The organism is Hymenobacter siberiensis (genome assembly GCF_018967845.1).
GTDB lineage: Bacteria > Bacteroidota > Bacteroidia > Cytophagales > Hymenobacteraceae > Hymenobacter > Hymenobacter siberiensis.
This window is the reverse complement of record NZ_JAHLZZ010000001.1, coordinates 3,293,543-3,317,425: the sequence shown is the minus strand read 5'-3', so window position 1 is coordinate 3,317,425 and position 23,883 is coordinate 3,293,543. Positions and strand designations below refer to the sequence as shown.

21 protein-coding genes are annotated in these 23,883 nt (G+C 60.8%); 4 read left to right on the top strand and 17 right to left on the bottom strand.

Going from position 1 to position 23,883, the window contains the following annotated elements; all coding sequences use genetic code 11:
• Positions 1–16: 16 nt before the first annotated feature.
• The 11 genes from KQ661_RS14375 to KQ661_RS14325 all read right to left on the bottom strand — a co-directional run bounded on the left by KQ661_RS14375 (position 17) and on the right by KQ661_RS14325 (position 12,047).
• Positions 17–1,711 (bottom strand): hypothetical protein, encoded by a 1,695-nt coding sequence (locus KQ661_RS14375; RefSeq protein ID WP_216727331.1) that lies wholly within the window; start codon positions 1,709–1,711, stop codon positions 17–19.
• Positions 1,712–1,929: 218 nt separating this feature from the next.
• Entirely contained in the window at positions 1,930–2,424 is a 495-nt protein-coding gene (locus tag KQ661_RS14370; RefSeq protein ID WP_226915576.1) for an LptE family protein, read from the bottom strand.
• 22 nt (positions 2,425–2,446) lie between these two features.
• Complete coding sequence (locus KQ661_RS14365; protein WP_216688979.1) at positions 2,447–3,742, bottom strand: sigma-54 interaction domain-containing protein; 1,296 nt, start codon at positions 3,740–3,742, stop codon at positions 2,447–2,449.
• Between the two features lie 33 nt (positions 3,743–3,775).
• The gene (locus KQ661_RS14360) at positions 3,776–4,150 is read right to left on the bottom strand and encodes a hypothetical protein (RefSeq protein WP_216688978.1); all 375 of its coding nucleotides are present in this window, start codon (positions 4,148–4,150) and stop codon (positions 3,776–3,778) included.
• A gap of 12 nt (positions 4,151–4,162) precedes the next feature.
• Positions 4,163–5,602 carry a tRNA (N6-isopentenyl adenosine(37)-C2)-methylthiotransferase MiaB gene (gene miaB / locus KQ661_RS14355; protein WP_216727330.1) on the bottom strand — a complete coding sequence of 480 codons (1,440 nt, stop codon included), beginning with the start codon at positions 5,600–5,602 and terminating at the stop codon, positions 4,163–4,165.
• 154 nt (positions 5,603–5,756) lie between these two features.
• Complete coding sequence (locus KQ661_RS14350; protein ID WP_317196116.1) at positions 5,757–7,016, bottom strand: anthranilate synthase component I family protein; 1,260 nt, start codon at positions 7,014–7,016, stop codon at positions 5,757–5,759.
• 70 nt (positions 7,017–7,086) lie between these two features.
• Positions 7,087–8,673: a DUF3808 domain-containing protein gene (locus tag KQ661_RS14345; RefSeq protein WP_216727329.1), complete on the bottom strand. Its 1,587-nt coding sequence runs from the start codon at positions 8,671–8,673 to the stop codon at positions 7,087–7,089.
• A gap of 82 nt (positions 8,674–8,755) precedes the next feature.
• Positions 8,756–9,517 carry a zinc ribbon domain-containing protein gene (locus KQ661_RS14340; protein ID WP_168673163.1) on the bottom strand — a complete coding sequence of 254 codons (762 nt, stop codon included), beginning with the start codon at positions 9,515–9,517 and terminating at the stop codon, positions 8,756–8,758.
• Entirely contained in the window at positions 9,507–10,628 is a 1,122-nt protein-coding gene (locus KQ661_RS14335) for a Nif3-like dinuclear metal center hexameric protein (protein WP_216727328.1), read from the bottom strand. Before KQ661_RS14335 ends, KQ661_RS14340 begins: the two co-directional genes overlap by 11 nt.
• Before the next feature lie 32 nt (positions 10,629–10,660).
• On the bottom strand, positions 10,661–11,233 hold the full coding sequence (locus KQ661_RS14330) for a uracil-DNA glycosylase family protein (protein WP_235727266.1): 573 nt from the start codon (positions 11,231–11,233) through the stop codon (positions 10,661–10,663).
• A 124-nt stretch (positions 11,234–11,357) separates the two neighbouring features.
• Positions 11,358–12,047 carry a DUF6992 family protein gene (locus KQ661_RS14325; protein ID WP_216726268.1) on the bottom strand — a complete coding sequence of 230 codons (690 nt, stop codon included), beginning with the start codon at positions 12,045–12,047 and terminating at the stop codon, positions 11,358–11,360.
• A 142-nt stretch (positions 12,048–12,189) separates the two neighbouring features.
• Here KQ661_RS14325 and lpxK point away from each other — a divergent pair, with 142 nt between their 5' ends.
• Genes lpxK through miaE form a run of 3 tightly spaced genes read left to right on the top strand, consistent with a single transcriptional unit; the run spans position 12,190 to position 15,932 of the window.
• Positions 12,190–13,233, top strand: a complete 1,044-nt coding sequence (gene lpxK, locus KQ661_RS14320) for a tetraacyldisaccharide 4'-kinase (RefSeq protein WP_317196115.1) — start codon at positions 12,190–12,192, stop codon at positions 13,231–13,233.
• A 55-nt stretch (positions 13,234–13,288) separates the two neighbouring features.
• Complete coding sequence (locus KQ661_RS14315; RefSeq protein ID WP_216727327.1) at positions 13,289–15,325, top strand: putative porin; 2,037 nt, start codon at positions 13,289–13,291, stop codon at positions 15,323–15,325.
• Positions 15,326–15,332: 7 nt separating this feature from the next.
• Complete coding sequence (gene miaE / locus KQ661_RS14310; protein ID WP_216726267.1) at positions 15,333–15,932, top strand: tRNA-(ms[2]io[6]A)-hydroxylase; 600 nt, start codon at positions 15,333–15,335, stop codon at positions 15,930–15,932.
• A 63-nt stretch (positions 15,933–15,995) separates the two neighbouring features.
• On the opposite strand, the gene fahA is transcribed toward miaE, so the two are convergent.
• The 3 genes from fahA to KQ661_RS14295 all read right to left on the bottom strand — a co-directional run bounded on the left by fahA (position 15,996) and on the right by KQ661_RS14295 (position 18,832).
• Positions 15,996–17,282, bottom strand: a complete 1,287-nt coding sequence (gene fahA / locus KQ661_RS14305) for a fumarylacetoacetase (RefSeq protein WP_216688970.1) — start codon at positions 17,280–17,282, stop codon at positions 15,996–15,998.
• 182 nt (positions 17,283–17,464) lie between these two features.
• Positions 17,465–17,680, bottom strand: coding sequence for a NifU family protein (locus tag KQ661_RS14300; protein WP_216690704.1), 216 nt, complete (start codon positions 17,678–17,680; stop codon positions 17,465–17,467).
• Between the two features lie 48 nt (positions 17,681–17,728).
• Positions 17,729–18,832, bottom strand: coding sequence for an Mrp/NBP35 family ATP-binding protein (locus KQ661_RS14295; RefSeq protein ID WP_216688969.1), 1,104 nt, complete (start codon positions 18,830–18,832; stop codon positions 17,729–17,731).
• 159 nt (positions 18,833–18,991) lie between these two features.
• Between KQ661_RS14295 and KQ661_RS14290 the strand changes: the two genes are divergently transcribed.
• On the top strand, positions 18,992–19,393 hold the full coding sequence (locus tag KQ661_RS14290; RefSeq protein ID WP_216688968.1) for a hypothetical protein: 402 nt from the start codon (positions 18,992–18,994) through the stop codon (positions 19,391–19,393).
• Here KQ661_RS14290 and KQ661_RS14285 read toward each other — a convergent pair.
• From KQ661_RS14285 to KQ661_RS14275, 3 genes are all read right to left on the bottom strand, one after another.
• Entirely contained in the window at positions 19,349–21,265 is a 1,917-nt protein-coding gene (locus KQ661_RS14285) for a glycoside hydrolase family 2 TIM barrel-domain containing protein (protein WP_216688967.1), read from the bottom strand. The two genes, KQ661_RS14290 and KQ661_RS14285, sit on opposite strands and share 45 nt — an antisense overlap.
• Positions 21,266–21,437: 172 nt before the next feature.
• On the bottom strand, positions 21,438–22,235 hold the full coding sequence (locus KQ661_RS14280; protein WP_216688966.1) for a phosphatase PAP2 family protein: 798 nt from the start codon (positions 22,233–22,235) through the stop codon (positions 21,438–21,440).
• A 228-nt stretch (positions 22,236–22,463) separates the two neighbouring features.
• The gene (locus KQ661_RS14275; protein WP_216727326.1) at positions 22,464–23,729 is read right to left on the bottom strand and encodes an asparagine synthetase B; all 1,266 of its coding nucleotides are present in this window, start codon (positions 23,727–23,729) and stop codon (positions 22,464–22,466) included.
• Between the last annotated feature and the right edge of the window lie 154 nt (positions 23,730–23,883).

The window sequence follows — 23,883 nt, the reverse complement described above, 5'->3', positions numbered from 1 at the left end:
AAGCTGAAAAAGCAAATTACGCTGAAGGTTGCAATGATTGAATCTGGGCTGCAAAGTACGCCATTTTTTCCGGCTGCTTCACCATGAGCTTTTCATAAATCTCAATGGCCCGGGCCGTTTTGCCCTGCCGCACGAAGATGCGGGCCAGATTTTCGGAAACCAGGTCGGGTTCGGCGCGGGTGCTGCGCACGCTCAGGTCGGGCTGGCCGCCGGGCGCGGGCGGTAGCATGCCGGGCCGCGTGAGGCGCGGCTGGCGCTTGAGGAAGTTGTTGATGAGGTCAGCCTTATTGGGCAGCTCGGGCGGTACCGGGCAGTGCGTGGCCCAGTGGTCGAGCAGCAGCGGGTCGGGCTCGAAGAAGGTACCGGTGGGCGGAAGCGGCACGGCCGGCGGCTGGGCGGCCGCTTCCACAGCGGTGGAGGTTTCGGCGGCTTCGGCCTTGGAAATCAGCAAGTCGAGTAGCTGCATGGACAGTCCCAGGCGGCTGCTTTCCCCGAAAGCATAGCCCACCATGGCATCGCCGGTGAAGGCGGCCGGGGTGAACACCGGCGCGGTCGGAACTGGTGCCGCCAAGGGCGATGCCGCGGGGCTAACCAGGCTGCGGGTAACGGCCGAGGCAGCCCATTCGTCAACCAGGCCCGGTAGCTGATAGGTTGGCACGATGACCGGTGACGCATCGGCCAAACCAAACTCAAACCGGGCTTCGCCCACCTCTACCGGTGGCCGAATGGCGGGGGCCTGGGCCGGCAGCTCGTCGGCTGCTTCAGCTAATTTGAGTGCTTCGGTGGGCAGCGCGGCGGGCGTTTCTACTGTTTCGGCCAAGGTGGTTACCATGATGGTAGCTTCTTCCAGGTCGACCAATAGAGGTAAATCCACCAAGGCTGGCTCCACCGGAATCACCTCCATCAACGGTATTACTGCTTCCGGCTTAGCCACTAGCGAAGGGCTTTCGGGTATTGCTGGCAACGCCACCACCGGCACTTCCGGAACCACTGGCACTGGCACCGGTTCCGGCTCAATAAATGGAACTACGGCGGGGAGGACTTCAATGATAGCTGCCGGAGCTACCGGAATGGCAGGAGCGGCGGGCAGCGGAGCAGCGAGTATTAACGAGTATTCAGCATCGACAGCGGCTGGAACTGTAACTGCTGGCTGCGCTTCCGCAGCTGTCGCAACCGGTTCGGGTATTACCTCCGGGATAACGGCTGCCAGTGGTGGTGCGGGTGCTGCTACCGGTTCGGGCGTCACTTCAATTGCCACGGGTGCTGGCGGTGGCGCGGGTGCTGCTACTGGTTCGGGTATTACCTCAATTGCTTCAATTACCACTGCTGGCAGCGGTGGCGCGGCAATTTCGGCGGCGGCTGATGCTACCGGCTGCGGGAGGATAACCGGCGCGGCTTCGGCGGCCGGGGCCGGGGCCGGGGCTTCAATAGCGGCCGCAGCTTCGGGCGCCGTAATAACGGCGGGGAGGGGCTCCGGCTCTACCAGCTCGATGAGGCGGCGCAGCAGGCTGCGGTCGGCGGCGTAGGTGGCGGCACGGCGCAGGCGCTGGCTGGCCAGCATGGTGCCCTGGTCGTGGGCGGCTTTGGCCAGCAGCAGGTGGGCCGTCTGGCAGTAGGGAAATGCCTGAGCCAGCTGCTCAAGCTCGCGCACTTCGGCCGGACCCAGGGAAGTGGGGCGGTCGAGAACGTGCAGGAGCGTAGCGCGGGTCACGGATGAAACAGGCAGTGAAAGCGGTGAAAAAATAACGACTGGTGTTCGGGATAAAACCGTTAATCAGCGTATTCGGACCCACTAAATGGGGGTGCAACATTACGCTAATTTACGCAGATACCCCGGCTGCTACGGTGCTGCTAATTAATATTTCCCGGAAAATTAAGCACGTAATTTCTCCCCCGCCTCACTACTTCAGCACCCAATTTCTTCGCCGACTACCAGTTAGCTACCGACTTATTGAAAATGTCGGTAATGATTTTATCCGTGGTGGTGCGCACGGCGGTAGGGTCGTTGTTGATGGTCGAAATATTGCGGTTGGCCGCGTAGTCGTCGAAATTCTGGAACACCTGCTCGAAGCTCTGCTTGTCGTCCTTGGTGTTGGTGAAGCGCATTTTGACCTGAATGGTGAGCCGGTTCGAGCCGGCCTGCGATACGCCGTTGACCTGCTGAATGGAGGCCGGGGCAAAGTCGTAGGCCACAATGTTGCCGTCGAATTGCAGGTCGCCGTCGCGGGGCACGAGTTTCAGGTTGGTGTTGCGCTGGAAATAGTCCTTCAAATCCTCGGTGAAGCGTTGCGTCAGAAAGGCCGGCCCCGAGGGCGAGTTATTCTGAATAGTGGCAATGGAAATGGTACGCACCGCCGGGTCGATGTTGGTGCCGTTGAACGAGTACACGCCGCAGCCGCTCAGGCCCAGCAGCCCGCAAAGCACTACTACCGAATAAAAAGCGGCTTTACACTTGCTCCAGGTCATATTGCTTGAGTTTGCGGTACAGCGTGCGTTCCGAGATGCCCAGGTCGTGGGCGGCGTATTTGCGCTTGTTGTTGTGCTTCTTCAACGCCTTGAGAATCATCTCGCGTTCCTTAATGTCGAGCGAGAGCGTTTCCTCCTCGGTTTCGTGCGAAATATCCTCCACCGGAGTTTCGTCGTCGTAGCTCGTCGTCGGCTCGTTTTTATACGGGTTAGGGGCGGTGGGCAGAAAATACTCGGCGGCTTCTCGGTTGTCAAACGCGCCGGAAGGTGCCGTATTGTTATTGCTGAAGAGGTGGCTGTTCTGGCGCAGCAACTCCTGGGCCTCGTGGGGGCGCTGACCGGTGGCTAGCTCCAGCACCATTTTCTTGAGGTCCGTCATGTCGCGGCGCATGTCGAACAGGATTTTGTAGAGCAGGTCCCGCTCCGAATAGCCGGCCGCCCCATCGGGCGCGCTGGAGCCCAACAGCATGGGCAGTCGGCTGGTCTGCTCCTGCGGCAGGTAGGGAGCCAGGCGGTGGGCATCAATGTCGCGCTCGGTTTCGAGCACCGACATCTGCTCGGCGATGTTCTTGAGCTGGCGAATGTTGCCGGGGAAGCGGAAGCGCGTGAGCACCGGCACGGCATCGGGTAGCAGTGTGATGGGCCGGGTGCGGTAGCGCTCGGCCGCATCCGAAGCAAACTTGCGGAACAGCAGGTAGATATCGTCGCCGCGCTCGCGCAGCGGCGGCACCGTAATCGGCACCGTGTTGAGGCGGTAGTACAGGTCTTCGCGAAAGGTGCCGGCCTGCACACGGTCGAGCAGATTCACGTTGGTGGCAGCCACCACGCGCACGTCGGTTTTCTGCACCTTGCTGGAACCTACCCGAATAAACTCGCCATTCTCCAGCACGCGCAGCAGGCGGGCCTGGGTGCCGAGCGGCATCTCGCCGATTTCGTCCAGGAAAATGGTGCCGCCGTTGGTTACCTCGAAGTAGCCCTTGCGGGCCTCATTGGCGCCGGTGAAGGACCCTTTTTCGTGGCCAAACAGCTCGGAGTCAATCGTGCCCTCCGGAATCGCGCCGCAGTTGATGGCAATAAACTGCCCATGCTTGCGCGGCGAAAGGGCATGGATAATCTTGGAAAACGACTCCTTGCCCGACCCGCTTTCGCCGGTAATGAGCACCGTCATGTCAGTCGGCGCGACCTGCGCGGCCACCTGAATGGCGTAGTTCAGCGTCGGCGCATTGCCGATGATGCCGAACCGGAGCTTGATGGATTGGATTTCTTGTGTGGTCAAGGCGATGGATGTCTACTAGGTCGAGGATTTAATTCACTTAACTATTTCGTTAAAGCGAGGATAGGTAGGCGCATATTTTATTTTGACTACATCACCAACCTTATATTTTGAGTCAAGACTGTTGCCAGTATATTTTTTGCACTCGACAACAAACTCATAGGAATAAGTGAACCTGCCCCGAATATTACGATTTCCCAAATAGTTTTTGTCGTCAATCACAACTCCTTTCGTCATTAGGCCTTCGGTTCGTAAATAATAGCTGCGCAGTGAGGAGTAGAAAACAAGCCCAACTGGAAAAGCAGCAATGACAGATAACAGAAGCAAAAAGCTTCCCACCACCTTAAGCAGCTGAATCTTCTTCCTCCGTTTGTACTCAGGTGCTAACTCGCGGTATTTATTTCGAGCCATTCGGAAAACGGATTACGAAACCGCTTCGCCTAATAAAGTGCTGGCTGAAGAAGAATGCACGAGCACATTCACGTAATCACCTTTCTTGAAATCGCCTTTCGGAAAAATGACAACCTGGTTCTGGCTGTTGCGGCCGCTCAGGTCGTCTTTGGAACGCTTTGAGAAGTTCTCAACCAAGACTCTATGTACCTGGCCCACAGAGCGGGCATTGCGCTTGGCACTGTAAACCTGCTGAATATCAATTAACTCCTGCAAGCGGCGCTTCTTGGTTTCGAGCGGAATATCGTCCTCCAGCTTGCGGGCGGCCAGTGTGCCTGGGCGCTCCGAATAGAAGAATTGGTAGGCCATGTCATACTGCACGAAGTGCATCAGGCTCTTGGTGTCCTCGTGCTCCTCCTCGGTTTCGGAGCAGAAGCCGGCAATCATATCCGTCGAGATGGCGCAGTCGTCGCCCAGAATTTCGCGGATGCGGTTCACCCGCGCCTCGTACCAGGGGCGGTCGTAGGTGCGGTTCATCAGGGCCAGCACGCGGGAGTTGCCGCTCTGGGCCGGCAGGTGAATGTACTTGCAGATGTTCTCGTAGCGTGCCATGGTGTGCAGCACCTCGTCGGTGATGTCCTTGGGGTGCGAGGTGGAAAAGCGCACCCGCAGCTCGGGGCTGATGAGGGCTACGCGCTCCAGCAGCTGGGCGAAATTGGCGTGCTCGGTGCCGTCGGCCGAAGCCCACTTGTAGGAGTCCACGTTCTGGCCCAGCAGGGTCACTTCCTTATAGCCGGCCGCCACCAAATCGGTGGCTTCCTGAATGATGCTGTGGGCATCGCGGCTGCGCTCGCGGCCGCGGGTGAAGGGCACCACGCAGAACGAGCACATGTTGTCGCAGCCGCGCATGATGCTGATGAAGGCCGACACACCGTTGCTGTTCAGGCGCACGGGCGTGATGTCGGCGTAGGTTTCCTCGCGGCTCAGCAGCACGTTCACGCCCCGTTGCCCGCCATCGACCTGGCTGATGAGGGCGGGTAGGTCGCGGTAGGCATCGGGGCCGACTACGAGGTCCACAATTTTGTCTTCTTCCAGAAACTTGCTTTTCAGGCGCTCGGCCATGCAGCCGAGCACGCCCACCAGCATGCCGGGCTTGCGCTTTTTGTGGGCGTTTATCTGCTTGAGGCGCATTCGCACGGTCTGCTCGGCCTTCTCACGGATGGAGCAGGTATTGAGCAGCACGAGGTCGGCGTTGGCAAGGTCGTCGGTGGTGTCGAAGCCTTCGTCGAACAGGATGCTCGACACGATTTCGGAGTCCGAGAAGTTCATCTGGCAGCCGTAGCTTTCGATGTAGAGCTTGCGCTGGCGGCCGGTGCGGGTGGCGGCCGTTACCCGCACCTCGCCGCTGGGGGTAGCCTCGGCGGTGGGGGCGGTTTTATCTAAAAAATCAAGGGTTAGCAGGGGTTGGGCCATATTCTAAACGCTTTTCGGCGGGAGGGCAAAGATACGTTAATTGGGGTTAAAATGACAGAATGGCAGAACAACGTAGGGGCGGGGCTCGTCCCCGCCCGTCGTTGAACGACACCCATTCGATTCGTTTAACGACGGGCGGGGACGAGCCCCGCCCCTAGGCAATACTCGTCCCCAGTACTTCCAGTAAAGCCCTGGCTTTTAGCAGACACTCTTCATACTCGCGCTCCGGGTCGGAGTCGTAGGTGATGGCGGAACCGACCTGGAAACTGAGGTAGCCGGTATCCTGCCGGTATTGCAGCGAGCGGATAACAACGTTGAAATCGAAACTTCCATCGGCTCCCACGTAGCCGATGCTGCCGCTGTAGAGGCCGCGCCGACTGCTTTCGTAGTGCTCGATGAGCTGCATGGCCCTGATTTTCGGCGCACCCGTCATCGAGCCCATGGGGAAAGTGGCGCGGAGGATTTCGGCCAGGCTGATGCCGGGGCGCAGGTCGGCGGTGACGGTCGAAATCATCTGCCAGAGGTGGCGGAAGGGGTAGAGGCCGAAGAGCTCGGGCACGCGCACGGTGCCGGTACGGGCCACGCGGGCGAGGTCGTTGCGCACGAGGTCCACAATCATCAGGTTTTCGGCCCGCTCCTTTTCGTCGTGCAGCAGGGTCTGGCGCTGCTGCTCATCGGCCGCCGGTGTGGCCCCGCGCCGGATGGTGCCCTTGATGGGCTGGGAAACCAACCGCCCATCGTGGTGCGATAGAAACCGCTCGGGCGAGGCGCAGAGCAGGAAATGCTCGTGCCAGCGCACGAAGCCCGCAAACGGCGCGGGCGAGGCCTGCATGAGCTGCCAGAAAACCTCCACGGGGCTCAGCGTCACGTTCTCGGCGTAGAACTCCTGGCAGAGGTTCAGCTCGTACACTTCGCCGTTGAGAATATCTTCCCGAATGGCTTCCACGGCCCGCAGGTAATCGGCCTTGGGCAGGCGCGGGCGCAGCACGGGAACGGCTGGCACCGCAGCGGGCGGCACGGGCTGTGCCAGAATCTGTTCTAAAATCCCATCCGTTTGCCCGTGAATCTCTAGCGTATCGGCCCGCCATACCAGCCAGGTTTCCGGCGTGAAAAAATGCAGGCGTGGCCAGGTAAACCCCGCGAAGTTCGCGCTTTGCAGGGCTTCGATGTCGTTTTTTAAATCGTAGGTCAGGAACCCAAAGCGCGGCGTTTCCGTCGCCAGCAGTCCGGATAAATCAGCCAGCGAATCAGGGCTTCTGTTCCCCGCAGCGGCCACCGCCAGCAGGCGCTCAAATGCGCCGTGCGGATATTCCAGGTCATTGGGCTCGAAGTAGGTGCAGTGCGAAAAGGCCGCGCCCCAGCGCAGGGCCCGCACCCGAAAATTGGCGGGCAGCGCATGTAGCGGAACGGTCACGGGAGAGGTTGCAGGCACAGCTAGAGAGACGGTTGATGCGGCATTTTTCGACGGTAAAGGTCGGGCCGGGCTACTTCAACTCCCGCAGGGCCAATTTGGCTTTGGCATCGGTGCTGTTTTTGTATTCGTGCCAGGGGTAACGCAGCGCCCGCTGAAAATAAAGGCGCGCCGTGGGCTTGTTACCCACGCTTTGGGCCATGTAGCCCTGTTGCAGAGCGGCCTGGGGGGCGTAGTAATAAGGGGCTTTGGGGCCCGCCTCGGTCTGGGTTTGTTCGAAATAGAACCAAGCCGAATCGAGCCGGCCCAGACCCTGATAGGCGCGGGCCCGGCGGTAGGGGGCCTCAATGCGGTCGCGCCAAAGCGTGGTCTGATTGGCGTGGAAGGCCCACAGCGTACTGAGTGCCTCCCGGTCGTAGCCGCCGTCGGATTGCAGCCGGGCTTTGGTGAGGATGGGGTTGAGGGCTGTGGCCTCCTGGTAGTAATGCTGGGCGTACACGTCCTCCTCCACATCGGCCGGGCCGGCCTGGTTGATGAGCGCACGATACTTGGCGGCTGCCACCGGTTGCCCACTCAGCCACATGGCCAGGTAGAGCTTAAAGGCCGCATCCTTGCGGTAGTGATGGCCCCGAAACTCGTGCAGAAACGCCAGGTTTTCGCGCTCCGAAGCGGCGTATTCGCCCCGGTAGAGCAACAGGTCGGCGGCCATGTGGTGCAGGTAGGCCGTGGGCAGGTAGCCGGGGCCGGTGGGCCGGGCGCGGTAGGCGGCCAGGGCCGCCGCACCGTGGTGCTGGCGCTTCTCCACGCTGGTGCGCAGGTAGGTAAATAACAGATTATCAGGCTGTTGGGTGGTGAGCTGCTCGGCCAGGCGCAAGGCCTCAGCGGGCTTTTTATAGTAGCTCTCCCGAATCAGGGCCAGAAAAATCTGGCTTTCGAGTTGGAAATCATTTGGCTGAGCGGCGGCCTGGCCCAGGCGTTGCAGGCCCGTATCCGAGTTGGCCGTGAGGCCCAGCAGGCGCAGCAGCCAGTGGTAGCCCTCGGGCAGCGAGCCCACTGCAAACTCACAAACACCCAGCGTTTTGCGTGCCGGCAGGAAGGTGGGATACTGCTTCACCACGTCCTGCATCTGGTGGTAGCCGCTGCGCAGGTGGTAGCCCCCCACCACCAGGTGTTTGAATAGCAATTGGCTCAGTCCCAGGTGTAGCGTGATTTCGGCCCGGGCATAATCGCGCAACGCGCTGGCCGGCGCATCATCCAGCGCGTCGAGGCGGGCTGTCTGCGTGGCCGTCAGCGCATCGTAACGGCTGGCATCCTGGGTGATGAGCAGCTCCACAAAATCGGCACAGTTGGCCACCAGCAGGGGGGCGGGGGCGGTGGGCGCACTGGCCAGCTCAGTCCGGAGCAGGGCGCGGCCCGCGTCGAGGCGCAGCTTCATAACTTCCGCGTAGGCGCGGCGGCTGTTGGTGCTCAGGGCGTCAGGTTTTTGATTCTGATTTTCGAGCTGTTCAACGTTATCAGGGAGGTGCTGAATTTCGACGGCTTCGGGGAGGTTCAGGCAACGCGCCGGGGCCAGCAGCGGGCCGCCCGCCAACGCCAGCACCAGCCCGACCCGGCGGGCGCAGATGCAAAACGCAGCAACGGATAACAATCGACTAGCCATAAAACCGCAAAGACCCAAAACCCGGCAACAAAAAAGGAACGGCACTGCCGTTCCTTTTTTCAATTCATAAAGCAACCGAAAGCTACGCAACACGAGCTTCCACGTCGGCCAGAATCCGGCCGCAGTGCTCGCACACGATAATTTTCTTGTGCGAGATGATATCGGCCTGGCGCTGGGGCGGCACCGTGTTGAAGCAGCCACCGCAGGCGTCGCGGCGCACCAGCACCACGGCCAGGCCGTTGCGCACGTTGCCGCGAATGCGGGTGTAAGCCGTCAACAGGCGCTCTTCTACCGGCTTGGTAGCTTCCTCGCGCTGGGCCATGATGTTGCGCTCTTCCTCTTCGTTTTCCGAAATAATGGTGTCGAGCTCGCTCTTTTTGGTGTCGAGGTCCTTGCGGCGCTCGTCCAGTTTCGACTTCGTACCGCTGATTTCGGCGTTTTTCACGTCAATCTGGTACTGCGACTCCTTGATTTTCTTGTCGGCAATCTGGATTTCCAGGCGCTGCAGCTCAATTTCCTTGGCAATGGCTTCGAACTCGCGATTATTGCGTACGTTCTGCTGCTGCTCGTCGTACTTCTTGATGAGCGTTTCGGCATCCTTGCTGGCTTGCTTGCGGCTCTTGATAAAGTCGTTCAGGCCCTGAATGTCTTCGTCGAATTTCTTCACACGCACCTCATAGCCAGCAATTTCGTCTTCCAAGTCGCTCACTTCCTCGGGCAAATCGCCCCGCACGCGCCGAATTTCGTCGAGCTGCGAATCGAGGTGCTGCAAGGTGAGCATGGCTTCGAGCTTGGCGGCTACGGGAACGTCGGCGGGAGCCACGGCGGCACTTTTAGCAGTCATATTGAACGGGGTTCGTAGGGGTTTCAGCGATTAAGACCGCAAAAGTACGTTCAAATCCGGCCGTTAGCAAATCCCGGAATACTTCGCCGGTGAACTGTTCGCTCTCAAAATGGCCCACGTCGCAGAGCATCAGCTGGCCCTCGGCCCCAAAAAACTCGTGGTATTTCACATCGCCGGTCACGTAGGCATCGGCCCCCGCGGCCCGCGCCGCGCCAATGAGAAACGCGCCCGCCCCGCCGCAGATGGCCACCGTTTTAATTAGTTTATCAAACGCCGTGTGGCGCACCACGGGTACCAGCAGCTGCCGCTTCAGTAGTTGCCGGAACGCGGCCGGGGCCAGCGCCTCAGGCAGCTCGCCCACCAGGCCCGCACCTATTTCCTGATGCGTGTTTTCGAGCTTAATCAGCTCATAGGCAACTTCTTCATAAGGATGAGCGGCCCGCAAGGCCCGCAGCACGGCCGCCTGCCGGTGCAGCGGTAGCAGCACTTCGAGGCGCAATTCGGCCACGGTTTCGGGCTGGTTTTGGATACCGATGGCGGGCTGTGTGCCCGCGCCGGGCGTGAAGGTGCCGGTGCCTTCGGTGCGGAAGCTGCAGTCGGAATACTGGCCCACCTGGCCGGCCCCGGCGGCGTAGAGCGCGGCCAGCACGCGGCCGGCTAAGTCGGTTTGCTGGTCTTCGGGCCGGTTGGGCACGTAGGTGATGAGGCGGGCCAGGGTGCCGCTTTGCGGAGCCAGCACGCGGGTTTTTAGCAGGCCAAGTTTTTCGGCGAGCTTGTCATTGACGCCGCCGCGCACGTTGTCGAGGTTGGTGTGGGCGGCGTAGATGGCCACGTCGTTTTTGAGGGCCGCGATGATGGTTTGCTCCACTTCATTGGCCCCGGTGAGGCGCTTGAGGGGCCGGAAAATAACCGGATGGTGGGCCACCACCACGTTGCAGCCGCGCCGTACGGCCTCGGCTACGATGGCCGGGGTGCAGTCCAGCGTTATCAGTACGCCGGTTATTTCGGCCTGCGGGTCGCCGCATTGCAGGCCGGCGTTGTCGTAGCTTTCCTGGTAGGCGAGGGGCGCGGCGGCTTCCAGCAGGCGGGCAAGGTCTTGAACGGTGGGCACTTTGGGGGAAGGGTTGAGTTTTGAATGTTGAGTTATGAGCAGGGCAGGCAGCGGCCCAGCATCTCTACATAGTGGGCTACGTTCGCGGCTTCGCCCCGGCTTTTGTACTGCATGAGGTAGTGCGGGTGGTCGAGCACGATGATTTTATCGAATAAGCTCAGCTCGGCATTGAGGCGCTTGAAGAATTCGCCGTTGCGCTTGCCCAGGCTCACGGCCACATCGCGGCGCAAACCTAACGATTCTACCTGCTGGCGCAGCGAAAGCTGGATATACGGCCACAGGGCTTTGGTGAGAACGGGGGAGTCGTAGTAATTGTAGTTCAGACCATTTTTCAGCAGCACCAGTGGGTCTAATGAGCCCACATAAAAGTGCTGATAAAATGCTGCCGGTCCACCCATTTCCGCAATGACTTTATACACGAACTGGGTGGAGGTTTCGGGCCGCTGCCGGGGTAGGTCGTGTTCGATGCCGCAAAGGTCGGTCAGGGCGGTGGGGTCGGTGAAGGCCACGCCGGTAAGGCCCATGCCCAGCCGGCCGGGGTTGATGCCTAGCACGGCCACGCGGGGTGGCGCTTCGGGGTAGAATTTATGGGTAAACTGGCTCAGCAGGTCGAATACGGCCGGCTCGCGGAACGGGCTTCTACCCCCGCCGGTAGGGCCGTGGGCAGGGGAAAGGTGCGCAGAAGGCGCGGAAGGGAAGTAGCCAGGTTTGGCATGGATTATTAAGGCTTTATTGGGAAATAACCGGGGTGACCGTTCGATGCCCCGAGACGCCCAGAGGCCATGTCAGGGCCACCGCGCCGGGGCCGATGCTAATCCGACTTAGCAATGGGTAGAGGGCCCGAGCGCCGTGCTGGTGGTGGGCTGCAAACTGCAACCCATCGAACAAAAGTAGGAATCCGCCTTGCAGCAGCAGCGACTGCCCGTAGCCCCGCCAGCGCTCAGGGGAGCCTGAGGCGGTGGGATTGCGGCCTTTTTCGAGCAGGTAAAAGCCCGTGGCCAGGTAGGCCACGTCGAGGCCGGCGTTGAACAGGTAGAGGTTTTCGGTACGCAGCTGGGCGCGCACGTTGGTGGCGCGGTCGGCAGCCGGCGGCCGATTGGCCCGCCGGGCGGCCAGGTAGCCGGTGCCCGCCAGGGCCAGGTTAACGGCGCCCCAGCCAACATTCATCTGATGAAAATAGTGGGCCGAGCCTTCCGTTTGGCTCGTAGCAATGCCGCTGACCACTAAATTGCCCACGGCCCAGCCGCCCAATACTGCCAGCGCCCGCTGGTCGAGCCGGGTGCGCTCGGCAGCAAAAGCAGTTAGTCCAGTCGAAGAGGCAGGCAGCTGCCGGGGCAACGAATCGGCGGGGACCTGAGCCCATGCGGGCACTATTGGGGCCACGGCCAACAGGCAGCCAAGCAGGAACAACGAGCGCATGGAAATGGTAAATAGCGTGAGGTGACGGGTTGGGTGCAACCGCTTCGGGGCTTAGTTGTGCGGGTGGCTCGGCAACCGCCGTACTTTTGCGGGCCTTTGCTCCGGTAATAGTTCGCGCGTGCAGTCCGTTATAACCTTTTTAGTGTTGCCGTTTTCCTGGCTTTATGCCGCCGTGCTGGCCGTGCGCAATTGGCTCTACGACATCGGCTGGAAACGGACTGAAACTTTCGCCGTGCCGCTGCTCAATGTGGGCAACCTGCGCGTAGGCGGCACCGGCAAAACGCCGCACGTAATATGGCTGGTGGAAGAATTGCTGCGCCAGGGGCATCGCCCGGCCATCCTCAGCCGAGGCTACGGCCGCCAGACCAAAGGCCCGCGCCTGGCCGGCCCCCAGGATTCGGCCGCGACCGTGGGCGACGAGCCTTGGCAGTATTTCGAGCAGTTTGCGGCCCGTAGCGTGGTGGTGGCCGTGGCCGAGGAGCGCCGGCTGGGTGCGCACTTGTTGCTGCGCGAACACCCGGAAATTACCGTCATCGTGCTCGACGACGCTTACCAGCACCGCGCCGTGCGCCCGGCGCTCAATATTCTTCTCACGGAGCTGGCCCGGCCTTTTTATGCGGACTACGTGCTGCCCGCTGGCCGCCTGCGCGAAAGCCGCGCCGGGGCCGCCCGCGCCGATATCATCATCGTAACCAAGTGCCCGCTCATCCTTTCAGCCGCTGACCAGCAGGCCGTAGCGCAGCAGGTTCGGCGCTACAGTCGGCCCGGTGCGCCCGTACTTTTCTCCGCTTACGACTACGCCGCGCCCCAGGCGCTACCAGGTGCACCAGCCACCGTTTTGCCCGCCACACCCGCCGGCCCGGCCCTGCTGCTGACGGGTATTGCCCAGCCTGGCCCGCTGCGCGAATACCTGGAAAACCAGGGTTATGGCATCCGGCACCACGCTAATTTCCCCGACCATCACGCCTTCACGCCGGAGGATGTCGCGGCGCTGCGGGCGCATTGGCAGCCGGGCTGGCCTATTTTTACGACGGAAAAGGACGCCACGCGCCTGCTGGCTCCCGAATTGTGGGCCGCCCGGGCCGGCCTGCCGCTCTATACCATTCCGGTACGGGCGGCGTTTCTGGGCGATGGTGGCGTGGCTCTGCGCCAGCTGTTGCCGCCCGTGCCCGCTGCGGGTGCTTGATTTACATTGACTTGACTAGCGGCAATATTGCACGCCATTCTATTTTGTTTCTTCCTTGAAGGCTCTGCAATCTCCTTTTTTACGCTCCTGGTCGCGCCTGTGGCCCCTTATCTGCCTGCTGCTGCTGCTGGCCGCGCCCTGTGCCCGGGCCCAGGTAGTCGATGACTCTACCAAGGTACTGTACGGCCCCAAAACGACCCGCGTCATCTACGAGGCCGAGGTGCTGCGCGACTCCACTTCCGGCACCCCGCTCGATACCACGCTCACCAAGTGGCCGCAGGCGCGGTTCTGGTTTCACGATACCACTTTCCAGCAGGATTTGGGTACGGTGGGCTCGGCCTCGCGGCCGCTGCTTTATCAGCCCAATCTGGAGCTGGGGGCCCGCTTCGGGCGCAACGCGTTCGACAAATATGCCCGCGATGCCCGCACGGTGCCGTACTACGACTCCCGCTCGCCGTATTCGTTTTTCCGGGTGGTGCAGTCGGGGGCGGGCGAACAGGTTTTTGAAATCAGCTACAGCCGCAGCCTGAAAAAGAACTTCAGCGTGGGTGTGGCCTACGAGCGAATTGCCTCGAACAAGGTGCTGGCGCCCGCCAAGGGCTCCCGCGATGGCCTGGTGGAACATTCCAACCTGCTGTTTTTCGGCCGGTATCAAAATGATAACGAGCGGTACCACCTGTTGTTCAACTTCAGCAACGTGCGCCACCGGGCCCTGGAGCAGGGCGGCATCAAGCCGCTGGAAGGCGAAAACACGCCGCAGGACCTCTTCAAGTACCGCGAGCAGCAGGTGTGGCTCACCCAGGCGGCCAACAACGAGGACCGCGACGAGCTCTACCTCACCCAAACCTACCGCCTGCTCGGGCGCGGCCTCACCGTCTACCACACCTTCGACGCCAAGCGCCAGTACAACAGCTTTGCCGACCTGGGCCTGGAAACGGTCCGCGCCTCCGATGGCTCGCTGGAGCGCTCGTTTTTCCCCAGCTCCTTCAACAGCCCCACCGCCACCATCGACCGGGCCGAGTACCGCCAGGTCGAAAACACCATTGGGGTGCTGGGCCGCACCAAAGCCGTCGAATACCGCCTCTACGCCCGCGACCGCGATGCTTCCCTGGTCAGCCAGACGCTGCTCACCGGCTCTACTACTGCCAACCTGATGCTGCGCCAGCCCGTTCCGTCGCGGCTGTTCAACCAATTCTTTGTTGGGGGCACGGCTGCGTTCAACTACCGCACCATTTACGCCGTGGAAACGGCCGGCGAAGTGTACCTGCTGCCCCTGAGTGGCCTTAGCTCGAGTAATTTCAGCCCCGAATACTGGTTTCGGGGCAATGTGCGTACCGGCCCGCTTTCGGCCGAGGTGCTGGTGAATTCCTACTCGCCCACGCTCACCCAGCAGGAGTTCATCGGCAACCACTATGCCTGGAGCCACTGGAGCGGCAACTATATCAGCCCCGCCACCAATGCCGTCGATGGCACGTTTGATAAAAACATCAGTACCCAGCAGTTCACCGGCCGCCTGCAGCTGAAGTTGCCCAGTCTGGGCCTCCTCACCGGCCAGCGCTTCGAGGCCAGCGTGAGCGGCGTAAACATCGCCAATCTGGTGTATTATGGCACCACGGGAGCCCCGCAGCAGCTCGGCACCAACCGTAATCTGGTTATTGTCTTCGCCCGCCACCGCACCATGCTGGGCCGCGTGGGCTTCGATAACCAGGTCACCTACACCAAGGGCGATAATGACTCTGAAGGCCTGCGTATTCCCAGTCTGGTAACCAATTCGCGAGTGTTTTTCGAAAGCTACATCTTCCACAAAGCGCTGTTCAACCAGATTGGGGCCGAAGTATATTACCAGTCTGCATTCCGGGGCTACACCTACAATCCCACGGCCCAGCAATTCTACCAGCAGGACCATTTCACCATCGGTGCTCACGCCATTGCCGACGTGTTTTTTGTGGCCGATATCAAGACGGTTTCGATATTTCTGAAAATTGCTTACGTCAACCAGGGACTCAATTACAACGGCTATTACGCTTCGCCTTTCTACACCGGCTATCCGCGTCGGCTTCAGCTGGGCGTAAAGTGGAATTTCTTCAATTAGAATGACGATGATAAAGGAAAAGACCATTCTCAAATTAAAGCTCAATACCGACCCGCGCTGGGTAAATATCGCGGAGAAAAATATCGAAGATATTCTGGTTGACCACGCCTGGTGCGAGCAGAAAGCCGCCAGCACCGGCATCAGCATGATTATCCATTATCCCGAGAAAACCCGCCTCGTGGATGAGCTGACCGACCTGGTAGCCGAGGAGTGGAGCCACTTCGAACGAGTGCTCCTGGAGCTGCGTAAACGCGGTTTTGCCCTGGGCCGTCCCCGCAAAGACGAGTACGTGGTGCAGCTGCTGGCCCATGTGCGCAAAGGCGGTGCCCGCGAGCGCCAGCTCATGGACCAACTCTTGGTTTCGGCCCTGATTGAGGCGCGCAGCTGCGAGCGGTTCAAATTACTGTGGCAAAATATCGCCGACCAGGAATTAAGTAAATTCTATTACGAATTGATGGTGTCCGAAGCCGCGCATTTCGTGAGCTACGTCGACCTGGCCAAAGAATATTGCGACCCGAAACTGGTAGAAGAGCGGTTGCAGGAATTGCTGGTAATTGAAGGCGAAATCGTGACAAATTTGCCGGTGCGCGACGACCGTATGCACTAAGAAGGGTTGAATTTTGAGGGTTGAGTTTTGAATGGACTCTCAAAACTCAACTCTCAAAACTTCTTACAGCGCTGGCAGCACCGTGCCGCTTACTTCGCCAAAGCCAATGCGAACACCATCCTTCTCCGCGTAGCCGCGCATGGTCACGGTGTCGCCGTCGAGCAGGAAGCTCCGTTCCGAGCCATCGGCCAGGGGCACGGGGCGGGTGCCGCGCCAGCTCAGCTCCAGCATGGAGCCCAGCGAATCGGGCGTGGCACCGGAGATGGTGCCGGAGGCGTAGAGGTCGCCGGCTTCGAGGTTGCAGCCGTTGGAGGCGTGGTGGGTGAGCTGCTGCGCCATGCTCCAGTACATGAGCCCGAAATTGGCCCGGCTGATGGTGGTTTCGGGGCCATTGGCGGGCGTCAGGGCTACTTCGAGGTGCACGTCGAAGTTGTGCGCGCCGCTTTGGCTCAGGTAGGGCAGGGGCTGGGGTTCCTGCGTGGGGCCAGCTATGCGGAAGGGCTCCAACGCATCCAGCGTCACTACCCACGGGGCCATGCTACTGCCGAAATTCTTGCCCAGAAAAGGCCCTAGTGGCACGTATTCCCAGCTTTGCAGGTCGCGGGCGCTCCAGTCGTTGAACAGGCACAGACCGAAGATGTGGTTTTCAGCTTCGTCGATGGATACCGTCGTGCCCAGCTCGGTGCCGGTGCCTACTACAAAGGCCATTTCCAACTCAAAGTCGAGCTGGCGGCTGGGGCCGAAGGTAGGCGCGTCCTCGGTCGGAGCCTTGCGCTGGCCATTGGGCCGGCGGATATCGGTGCCCGAGGCCACGATGCTGCTAGTGCGCCCGTGGTAGCCAATGGGCAAGTGCCGCCAGTTGGGCAGCAGCGCGTTGGCGGGGTCGCGGAACATGGTGCCCACGTTGGTGGCGTGCTCGATGCTGCTGTAAAAATCGGTGTAGTTGGCCGGCTTCACGGGGCGCAGCATGCGCACTTCGGTTTGGCGCAGGAGGCAGTCGCGCACGGCCAGCTCGTTGTCGCGCAGGCGGGGCTCGTCGTGACGCAGCAGCTCGCTCACGCGCTGGCGCACGGCCCGCCAGGCCGGCCGGCCCAGCCGCAGAAATGCATTCAGCGACTTCCGCCGAAATACCTTGGGCTGGGCATCGCCCAACTCATCCAAATCCTGAAAAAAACCAAACTGGCTGGCGGCATATAAATCAAGCACATAGCCGCCAATTGCCACGCCCAGGTGCGGCCCCCGCTCATCGGTTTCAAATACGCCGAAGGGTAGGTTCTGGATTGGAAAGTCACTTTCGGGGTGAATATCAATCCAGGAGTGAAGCGAAGGTGCGTTGAGTTCGTTGGGCATACGGGGGTGGTGAGGTTGGGGGGATATGGAAGGGAGTCGAATCAAAAAACGTCATGCAGCTCGCAGCGACGCATCTTTACCGCAATAGTAGCCCAATCGAAAGGATTACTTGCTGCGGTAAAGATGCGTCGCTGCGAGCTGCATGACGATGGTCTTTTGACCTGAGGATAATGAGAAAAGCCCTACCGTGCCTCGACGGCCGTGATTTCGGGTACGGCTTTTTTCACCGTGTCTTCCAGGCCGGCGCGGGTCATTGGCGACATGGGGCAGGCCCCGCAGGCACCTTCCCATTCCAGTTGCAGCACGCCCTCGGGGGTGATGTTGGCCACGCGCACGTTGCCGCCGTCGGTGGCCAGGTAGGGGCGCAGGCTGTCCAGCGCAGCCTCTACGCGGGGCATGAGCGGATGGTCGAAAATGGGGGAGGCAGCTTGGTTTTCCACAGGTAGTTAGGGGTTCATTTGCACGACGGCCGTTTTGGGGGCCACGTTGTTGCGGATGCTCACCTGGCGGGCTACGGCCTCGGCCAGGTCGGCGAACATTTTGCCCACCACCGATTTCGGGTCGAGTACGGCCGGCCGGCCCTGGTCGCCGTTTTCGCGGATGCTCTGCACCAGCGGCAGCTGGCCCAGCAACGGTACATCGTGCTGCGCGGCGAGGCGTTGGCCGCCGTTTTCACCAAAAATAAAGTATTTGCTATCGGGCAGCTCAGCTGGGGTAAACCAGGCCATGTTCTCCACCACGCCCAGCACGGGCACGTTGATTTGGGGCTGGCGGAACATCTGCAAACCCTTCTGGGCATCGGCCAGCGCCACTTTTTGCGGCGTTGTTACGATAACGGCCCCGGTCACGGGCACGGTTTGCACCAGGGTGAGGTGAATGTCGGAAGTGCCGGGCGGCAGGTCGAGCAGCAGGTAATCGAGCTCGCCCCAATCTACTTCGGTAATGAACTGCTTGAGCGCCGACGAGGCCATGGGACCGCGCCACACAATGGCGCTTTCGGCCGGCGCCAGAAAGCCGATGCTCATCAGCTTCACGCCGTATTTCTCGATGGGCTGAATCAGGTTTTTGCCGTTCGGCCCCTGAAATACGTGCGGCGCCTGGTCTTCCACGTCAAACATGACGGGCATGCTGGGGCCGGAAATGTCGGCATCAACCAGGCCCACTTTGGCCCCGGTAGCGGCCAGCGCCACCGCCAGGTTGGCCGTGACGGTGCTTTTGCCCACGCCGCCCTTGCCCGAGGCAATGGCGATGATGTTTTTGACGCCGGGCAGCAGGTCGCCGCGGTTGTTGCGCAGGGTGGTCACGCGCGAGGTCATGGTAATCACCACGTTGGCGTCCTTATCCACCATCGTGTGGATAGCGCGCTCGCAGGCATCGTGAATGAGCTGCTTGAGCGGGCAGGCGGGGGTGGTGAGCACCACGGTAAACGCGACGGTGAGGCCGTCAATCTCAATGTTCTCAATCATGTTGAGCGTCACGAGGTCTTGGCCCAGGTCGGGCTCTTCCACGTAGCTCAGCGCTTTGAGAACGGCTTCTTTGGTTATGGTCATGGAGGAGGCAATGCGCCAAATGGCAGCGTACCGCAAAGATAACCCCCGAAAGGTCGGCGTGGTTCGGAAACCGGCCGCTACCCCGCCGCTAGCGGCAGAATGAGCAGTGAATTATTGAGATAGTATTAAAAAAATAATTAAAATAGTTTTTCATAGATTTTGATTTTCTGGCTGATAGATATCATATTTACAGAAAAAATATTTTCCTTACTTTCCGGCCTGTCATCCATTCACCTTTTACCTGTAACTCTTATGCAACATCGTGACCAAGAATCCGGAACCGACGGTCTGCAGCCTGTATGCTGCGCGCCATGTGAAGAAGACCAAGAGCAAGTAGTCGTATTTGAGCTGATTGTGCCCAGGGCGGCAAAAATAGCTTTGCCACGCCAGCAGCCGGAAATTGGCCCGTTGATTTTGCAGGAGAACTCCGTGACGACTACCGTGCCGGCCCGGCTATGTGTGCAGCGACAGGCCAGCAATACCGCCACGCGGGTCGGCTGGTGCATGACGGCAACCTTAGCGGCGGCTTCCCCAACGAGCCTTCGCGCTAACCGGCGCTAGCTGGTCGGCGGCGGGGGCTTGTACCGGTTGCGGCGGCACCTGGTGCGAGTTTAGCAAGCCGGCGGGCACGCTTAGCGCACCGGTATGCGGGTCGAGCAAGCCGTTGCGCTCGTCTTCGATGTTGGTGGCCTGGGTGTACACGTCGCTGGCAATGGGCCGCTGGCGCAGCTCCTGCTTGAAGGCGCGAATGGTGTTGGTGCGGGCTCCCGCATCCTGCGGCCCGCCGTAGTCGGGAAAGCCAAAACCGCCCCATTCGCTCACAATGAGCGGCACCTGGCGGCGGTAGAAAAACGGGTCGCCCACCACCAGCGGGAAGGCGGCGGTTCCCTCCAGCTCGCCGCCCACCAGGCGGTCGAGCAGCTCCTGCCACCGGCTCAGGTCGGGGGTGTAGAGGTGGGCGGTGAGCAGGTCCGACTTCAGGCGGCCGGTGTAGGAAACGTGGTGCCAGCCGTCGTTATCCACCACCAGAAACTGCGGGTAGGCAAGTTGCATAAAGTGATAAGTATCGACGATATACTGCCGGGTTTCGGGGTTGGTGGCAATGTCCTGGGCTCCCCAGTCCTCGTTGTACAGGCTCCAGATGACGATGCTGGGGTGAGTTTCGCTGAGCGTGACCAGGCGCAGGAGCTCGGCCCGGTGGTTTTGGCGGCTGCGGGCGGTAGAGCTGTGCGGGCTGGGCACTTCCACCCACAGCAGCAGGCCCAGCTCGTCGGCCAGGTTGTAGATGCGTGGGTCGATGCCGGCAATGTGCACCCGCACCAAGTTGCAGCCCAGGGCCTTCATGGCGTGCATGTGGCGCTGCATTTCCTGGTAGGTGGTCTGCCCGGGCTGGTACAGAATGCCATCGAGGTACACCGGCTCGTTGTTGAGGTACACGTAGCGGCCCCGGGCTTCAATTTTGCGCAAGCCAAACAGCGTTTCAATCTGGGCCGCGTAGCCATCGGCATGAATAAGCTGCGCTACCAGCCGGTAGCGGTGCGGCGCTTCCGGCGACCACAGCCGGGCTCCCGGCACTTCGAGCACCAGCCGCTGCTGCCACTGCCCGGCTACCAGCAGCAGGGGGAAGTCGGAGGTGGCCAGGGGCGTAGTGCGGTCTTTGGTATCGGATTCAAAAGCCTGTAGGCGAATGGTATAAGCACCAGTATCGTGAATGCGAAGGGTGAGGTTGAAGCGCACCAGCCGGTCTTCCACCACGCTCACCACGCCTACCCGGGAGCGCAGCCGGTTGCGCTCCACCATTTCGAGCCACACGCTGCGCACGGCCCCGGTGTAGGTTTGGTACCAGATGCCGCCCCGCTTGTAAACGTGCGATTCCTGCTTGCCGCGGGGCACCTCGGCGTCCATGGTATCGGCAATGCGGACCGTGAGGCGGTTGACGAGATGCAGGTATTCTTCGTCCAGCTCATAAGAAAACGACGTGTATTCGCCCAGGTGAATTTCTTCGCCTTCAATGGTTTTCAGCGGCTTGCCGTTGAGCCACACCCGGGTGTCGTAGCCGCAGGCCCCAAACGTGAGCTGGAGCATCAACCGCTTTTGCGATTCGCCTACTTCGGGCAGGTAGAATTCCCGCTCGTACCACACCACCACCTGGTCTTGCCACGCCGGGCCGTTCTGGTGGCCCCGCGCCTGGGCTAGGTGCTCTTCGACCGAGCCGGGCCACTGGGCGGTGTGCTCGTAGGCGTGGCCCAGGGCCCAGTTCTCGCGCAGGCCCACGTCTTCGGCGTCTTCGGCGAAGTGCCAGGTGCCGTCGAGCAGCATGTGGCCGTTCATCCGAAGCACGGCCCGGGGCAGGGGGGTGGCGGCTTCTTCGGTAGCGGCGGCTTCGGGCTGGCTGGCGGAAAGTGAGTAGTTTACCTGATGCAGTTCGTCCATACGAATAGGAAACGTAAAGACTGCTGGAGCCATCGGCGGCTGGCAACGTGCTGCTTACCAAACGAAAACAAGACGAATAATGATACAGCAGAAGCCGGCCCGCGCGCTCAAAAAAAGCCGGCCCACTTTCTGATTCGAAAGGAGTCGGCTTCTGCAAACGATGAATGCCGGGCTACGGCCGGAAGGCCAGCGCGGCCCCCGCGCCCGCGCCGGGCATGTAGGTGGGCACCAGCAGTAGTCGGTGGGCCAGGCGAGGCGGCAGCATTTTGGTGAGCGCGGGATAGAGGTGCCACACGGTTTCGGCCGAAAGAAAGCCGATGGCGGCGCCGGCCAGCACGTCGGTGGCCCAGTGCTTGTTGCCCATCAGGCGCATGGCCCCGGTGGCGGTGGCCACGGCGTAGCCGCTCACGCTTACCCACGGGTACTGGCGGCCGTATTGCTCGTGCAGCAGCGTGGCCGTAAGAAAGGCCTGCGACGTGTGCGACGACGGGAATGAGCTCAAATCCTGGGCGTTGTAGGGGCGGGGTTCGGCGGTGATGCGCTTGAGGTTGCTCACGATGCCTTCGTTCAGCTCGTGGGCGGCCAGGTAAATGAGCGTGAAGGCCACGGCCGAGCGTTCGCCTTGGTGGCCGGTGGCCATCAGGCCGTAGGCAATCGCCAAGGGCGCATGGCGCGAGTAGTCGTCGATGCCATGGGCATCGAAACCCCCAAAAACTTCCTGGGTTTTGGCCTGCATGTCCTGCTTAGCTTGGCACAGCACCGTGCTGTAGGTGGGGCTGTGGGCCATCACGCCCAAGGCCACCAGCGCCGACGGCACGGCAATGCGCATGGCCACAGCGCGGCCCTTGTGCATGGGCCGCAGTGCCTGCACCGCCGAGTCAGTAGGGAAATGCGTGGGCTGGCGAGCCTGGGCCGTACGGGCTGCCAAGCCACTCAGAACAAACAGGAACAAGCTTAAGCGTAGCAGCAAAGCGCAAGGATATTAATGTGGTCCTGAAAGTTAAGCCATAAGTGCCCTCATCATGAGCGCGAAACCGGTGAATGACGCGCTGCGTGGGGCGAACAGCGGGTAAACTCCCGCCAAGGCGAGTTGCCGGGCGCTGCATAAAGCCATTGGGGTCCGCCTGCCGGAGGTTTCAGGACAAAAAAAGCCCCAATCGGTGAAGGTTGGGGATTGGCGCGGGGGGAGCGAAGCTTCTTAGGTTTTCTGCTTCTTCTTTTTGGCCGCCGGGAATAGGATGTTGTTCAATATCAGTCGGTAGCCGGGCGAGTTGGGGTGCAGGGCCAAATCGGTGGGCTCTTCACCCACCAGGTGCTGGTAGTCTTCGGGGTCGTGGCCGCCGTAGAACGTCCAGGTGCCCTTGCCCAGCGTGCCGTGGATGTAGCGGGCCTCGCCGGTCTGCTTGGTTTCGCCCATCACGATGACGTCGGGCTTGATGAGGCTTTTGCGGAAGGCCGTGGTCTGGCCCATGAAGCCGTGGATGGTTTTGTCGTGGTTCTGGCAGAGCATGGTGGGCACCGGGTCGTACTTGGCCGAGTAGGTGAAGAGCGAGAAATAGTCGTTCTGCTCGCCCAGGCCGCGCTCGTTGGGTTGCATGTCGATGTTGGAGTACTCGTAGAAGTACGGGTCGCGCACCAGCTGGAAATTCTGGAAGGCCAGGCAGCGGTTGAAGTTGAGCTTGGATTGCGCGGCCGGGTCGGCCGGGTCGCCGTCGTACATACTTTCCACCATATCGATGCCTAGGCCGGCCAGCGCAATGTCGTAGCTGTCGGTGGCCGAGCACATGGCGAACAGAAACCCGCCGCCGGCGATGAATTCCTGCATTTTGGTGGCCACCGTGCCTTTCATCTGGCTCACTTTGGCAAAGCCGTTACGCTTGGCGGCCGCTTCGGCGTCGCGCACTTGCTGCTGGTACCAGGGGTAGTTGCGGTAGGTGGCGTAAAACTTGCCGTACTCGCCCGTGAAGTCTTCGTGGTGCAGGTGCAGCCAGTCGTACTTGGGCAGCTCGCCCTTCAGCACCTCGTCGTCGTAAATCTGGGTGTAGGGAATTTCGGCGTAGGCCAGCACCATGGTCACGGCATCGTCCCAGGGCTGCTTGCCCTTGGGCGTGTACACCGCTATTTTGGGCACCTTCTCCAGCTTCATCACGTCCATGTTGGCGTTGGGGTCGGCTATTTCCTGGAGAATGCCGGTGTACTGCGCCTCACTGATTACCTGGAAGCTGACGCCGCGCACGGCCAGCTCGTTCTCGGCCCCCGGCGTGCTTTCGAAGGCAAAGGAGCCGCCCCGGTAGTTGAGCAGCCAATCGACCGGTACTTCGCGCTGGAGCAGCCAGAAAGCCACGCCGTAGGCCTTCAGACACTCCTTCTGGGTATTATCCATGGGGATGAACACGTGGTTGGCGCGGGCCGCCAGCGGGGCCACGGCCACGAGCAAAAGCAACAAAAAACGCTTGAGCAGCATAGTTTTTGGGGGAAAGAAACGCAGCAAACCAACGAGGTTGCCGCGCCAGTGGTTCAAGTTAAGCGTCGGCCGCCGAACTTTGACTCAGTAGCACATGCTTTAGCTTGTGCCTTCCTGAGTGCACAAGCTATAGCATGTGCTACAAATCCCTGCC

Coding starts and splice junctions, on each gene's coding strand:
- KQ661_RS14360 (WP_216688978.1), bottom strand. CDS start 4,150: ATGGCTCGAAATAAATACCGCGAGTTAGCACCTGAGTACAAACGGAGG.
- miaB (WP_216727330.1), bottom strand. CDS start 5,602: ATGGCCCAACCCCTGCTAACCCTTGATTTTTTAGATAAAACCGCCCCC.
- KQ661_RS14345 (WP_216727329.1), bottom strand. CDS start 8,673: ATGGCTAGTCGATTGTTATCCGTTGCTGCGTTTTGCATCTGCGCCCGC.
- KQ661_RS14340 (WP_168673163.1), bottom strand. CDS start 9,517: ATGACTGCTAAAAGTGCCGCCGTGGCTCCCGCCGACGTTCCCGTAGCC.
- KQ661_RS14325 (WP_216726268.1), bottom strand. CDS start 12,047: ATGCGCTCGTTGTTCCTGCTTGGCTGCCTGTTGGCCGTGGCCCCAATA.
- miaE (WP_216726267.1), top strand. CDS start 15,333: ATGATAAAGGAAAAGACCATTCTCAAATTAAAGCTCAATACCGACCCG.
- fahA (WP_216688970.1), bottom strand. CDS start 17,282: ATGCCCAACGAACTCAACGCACCTTCGCTTCACTCCTGGATTGATATT.
- KQ661_RS14300 (WP_216690704.1), bottom strand. CDS start 17,680: ATGCCCCGCGTAGAGGCTGCGCTGGACAGCCTGCGCCCCTACCTGGCC.
- KQ661_RS14295 (WP_216688969.1), bottom strand. CDS start 18,832: ATGACCATAACCAAAGAAGCCGTTCTCAAAGCGCTGAGCTACGTGGAA.
- KQ661_RS14285 (WP_216688967.1), bottom strand. CDS start 21,265: ATGGACGAACTGCATCAGGTAAACTACTCACTTTCCGCCAGCCAGCCC.
- KQ661_RS14275 (WP_216727326.1), bottom strand. CDS start 23,729: ATGCTGCTCAAGCGTTTTTTGTTGCTTTTGCTCGTGGCCGTGGCCCCG.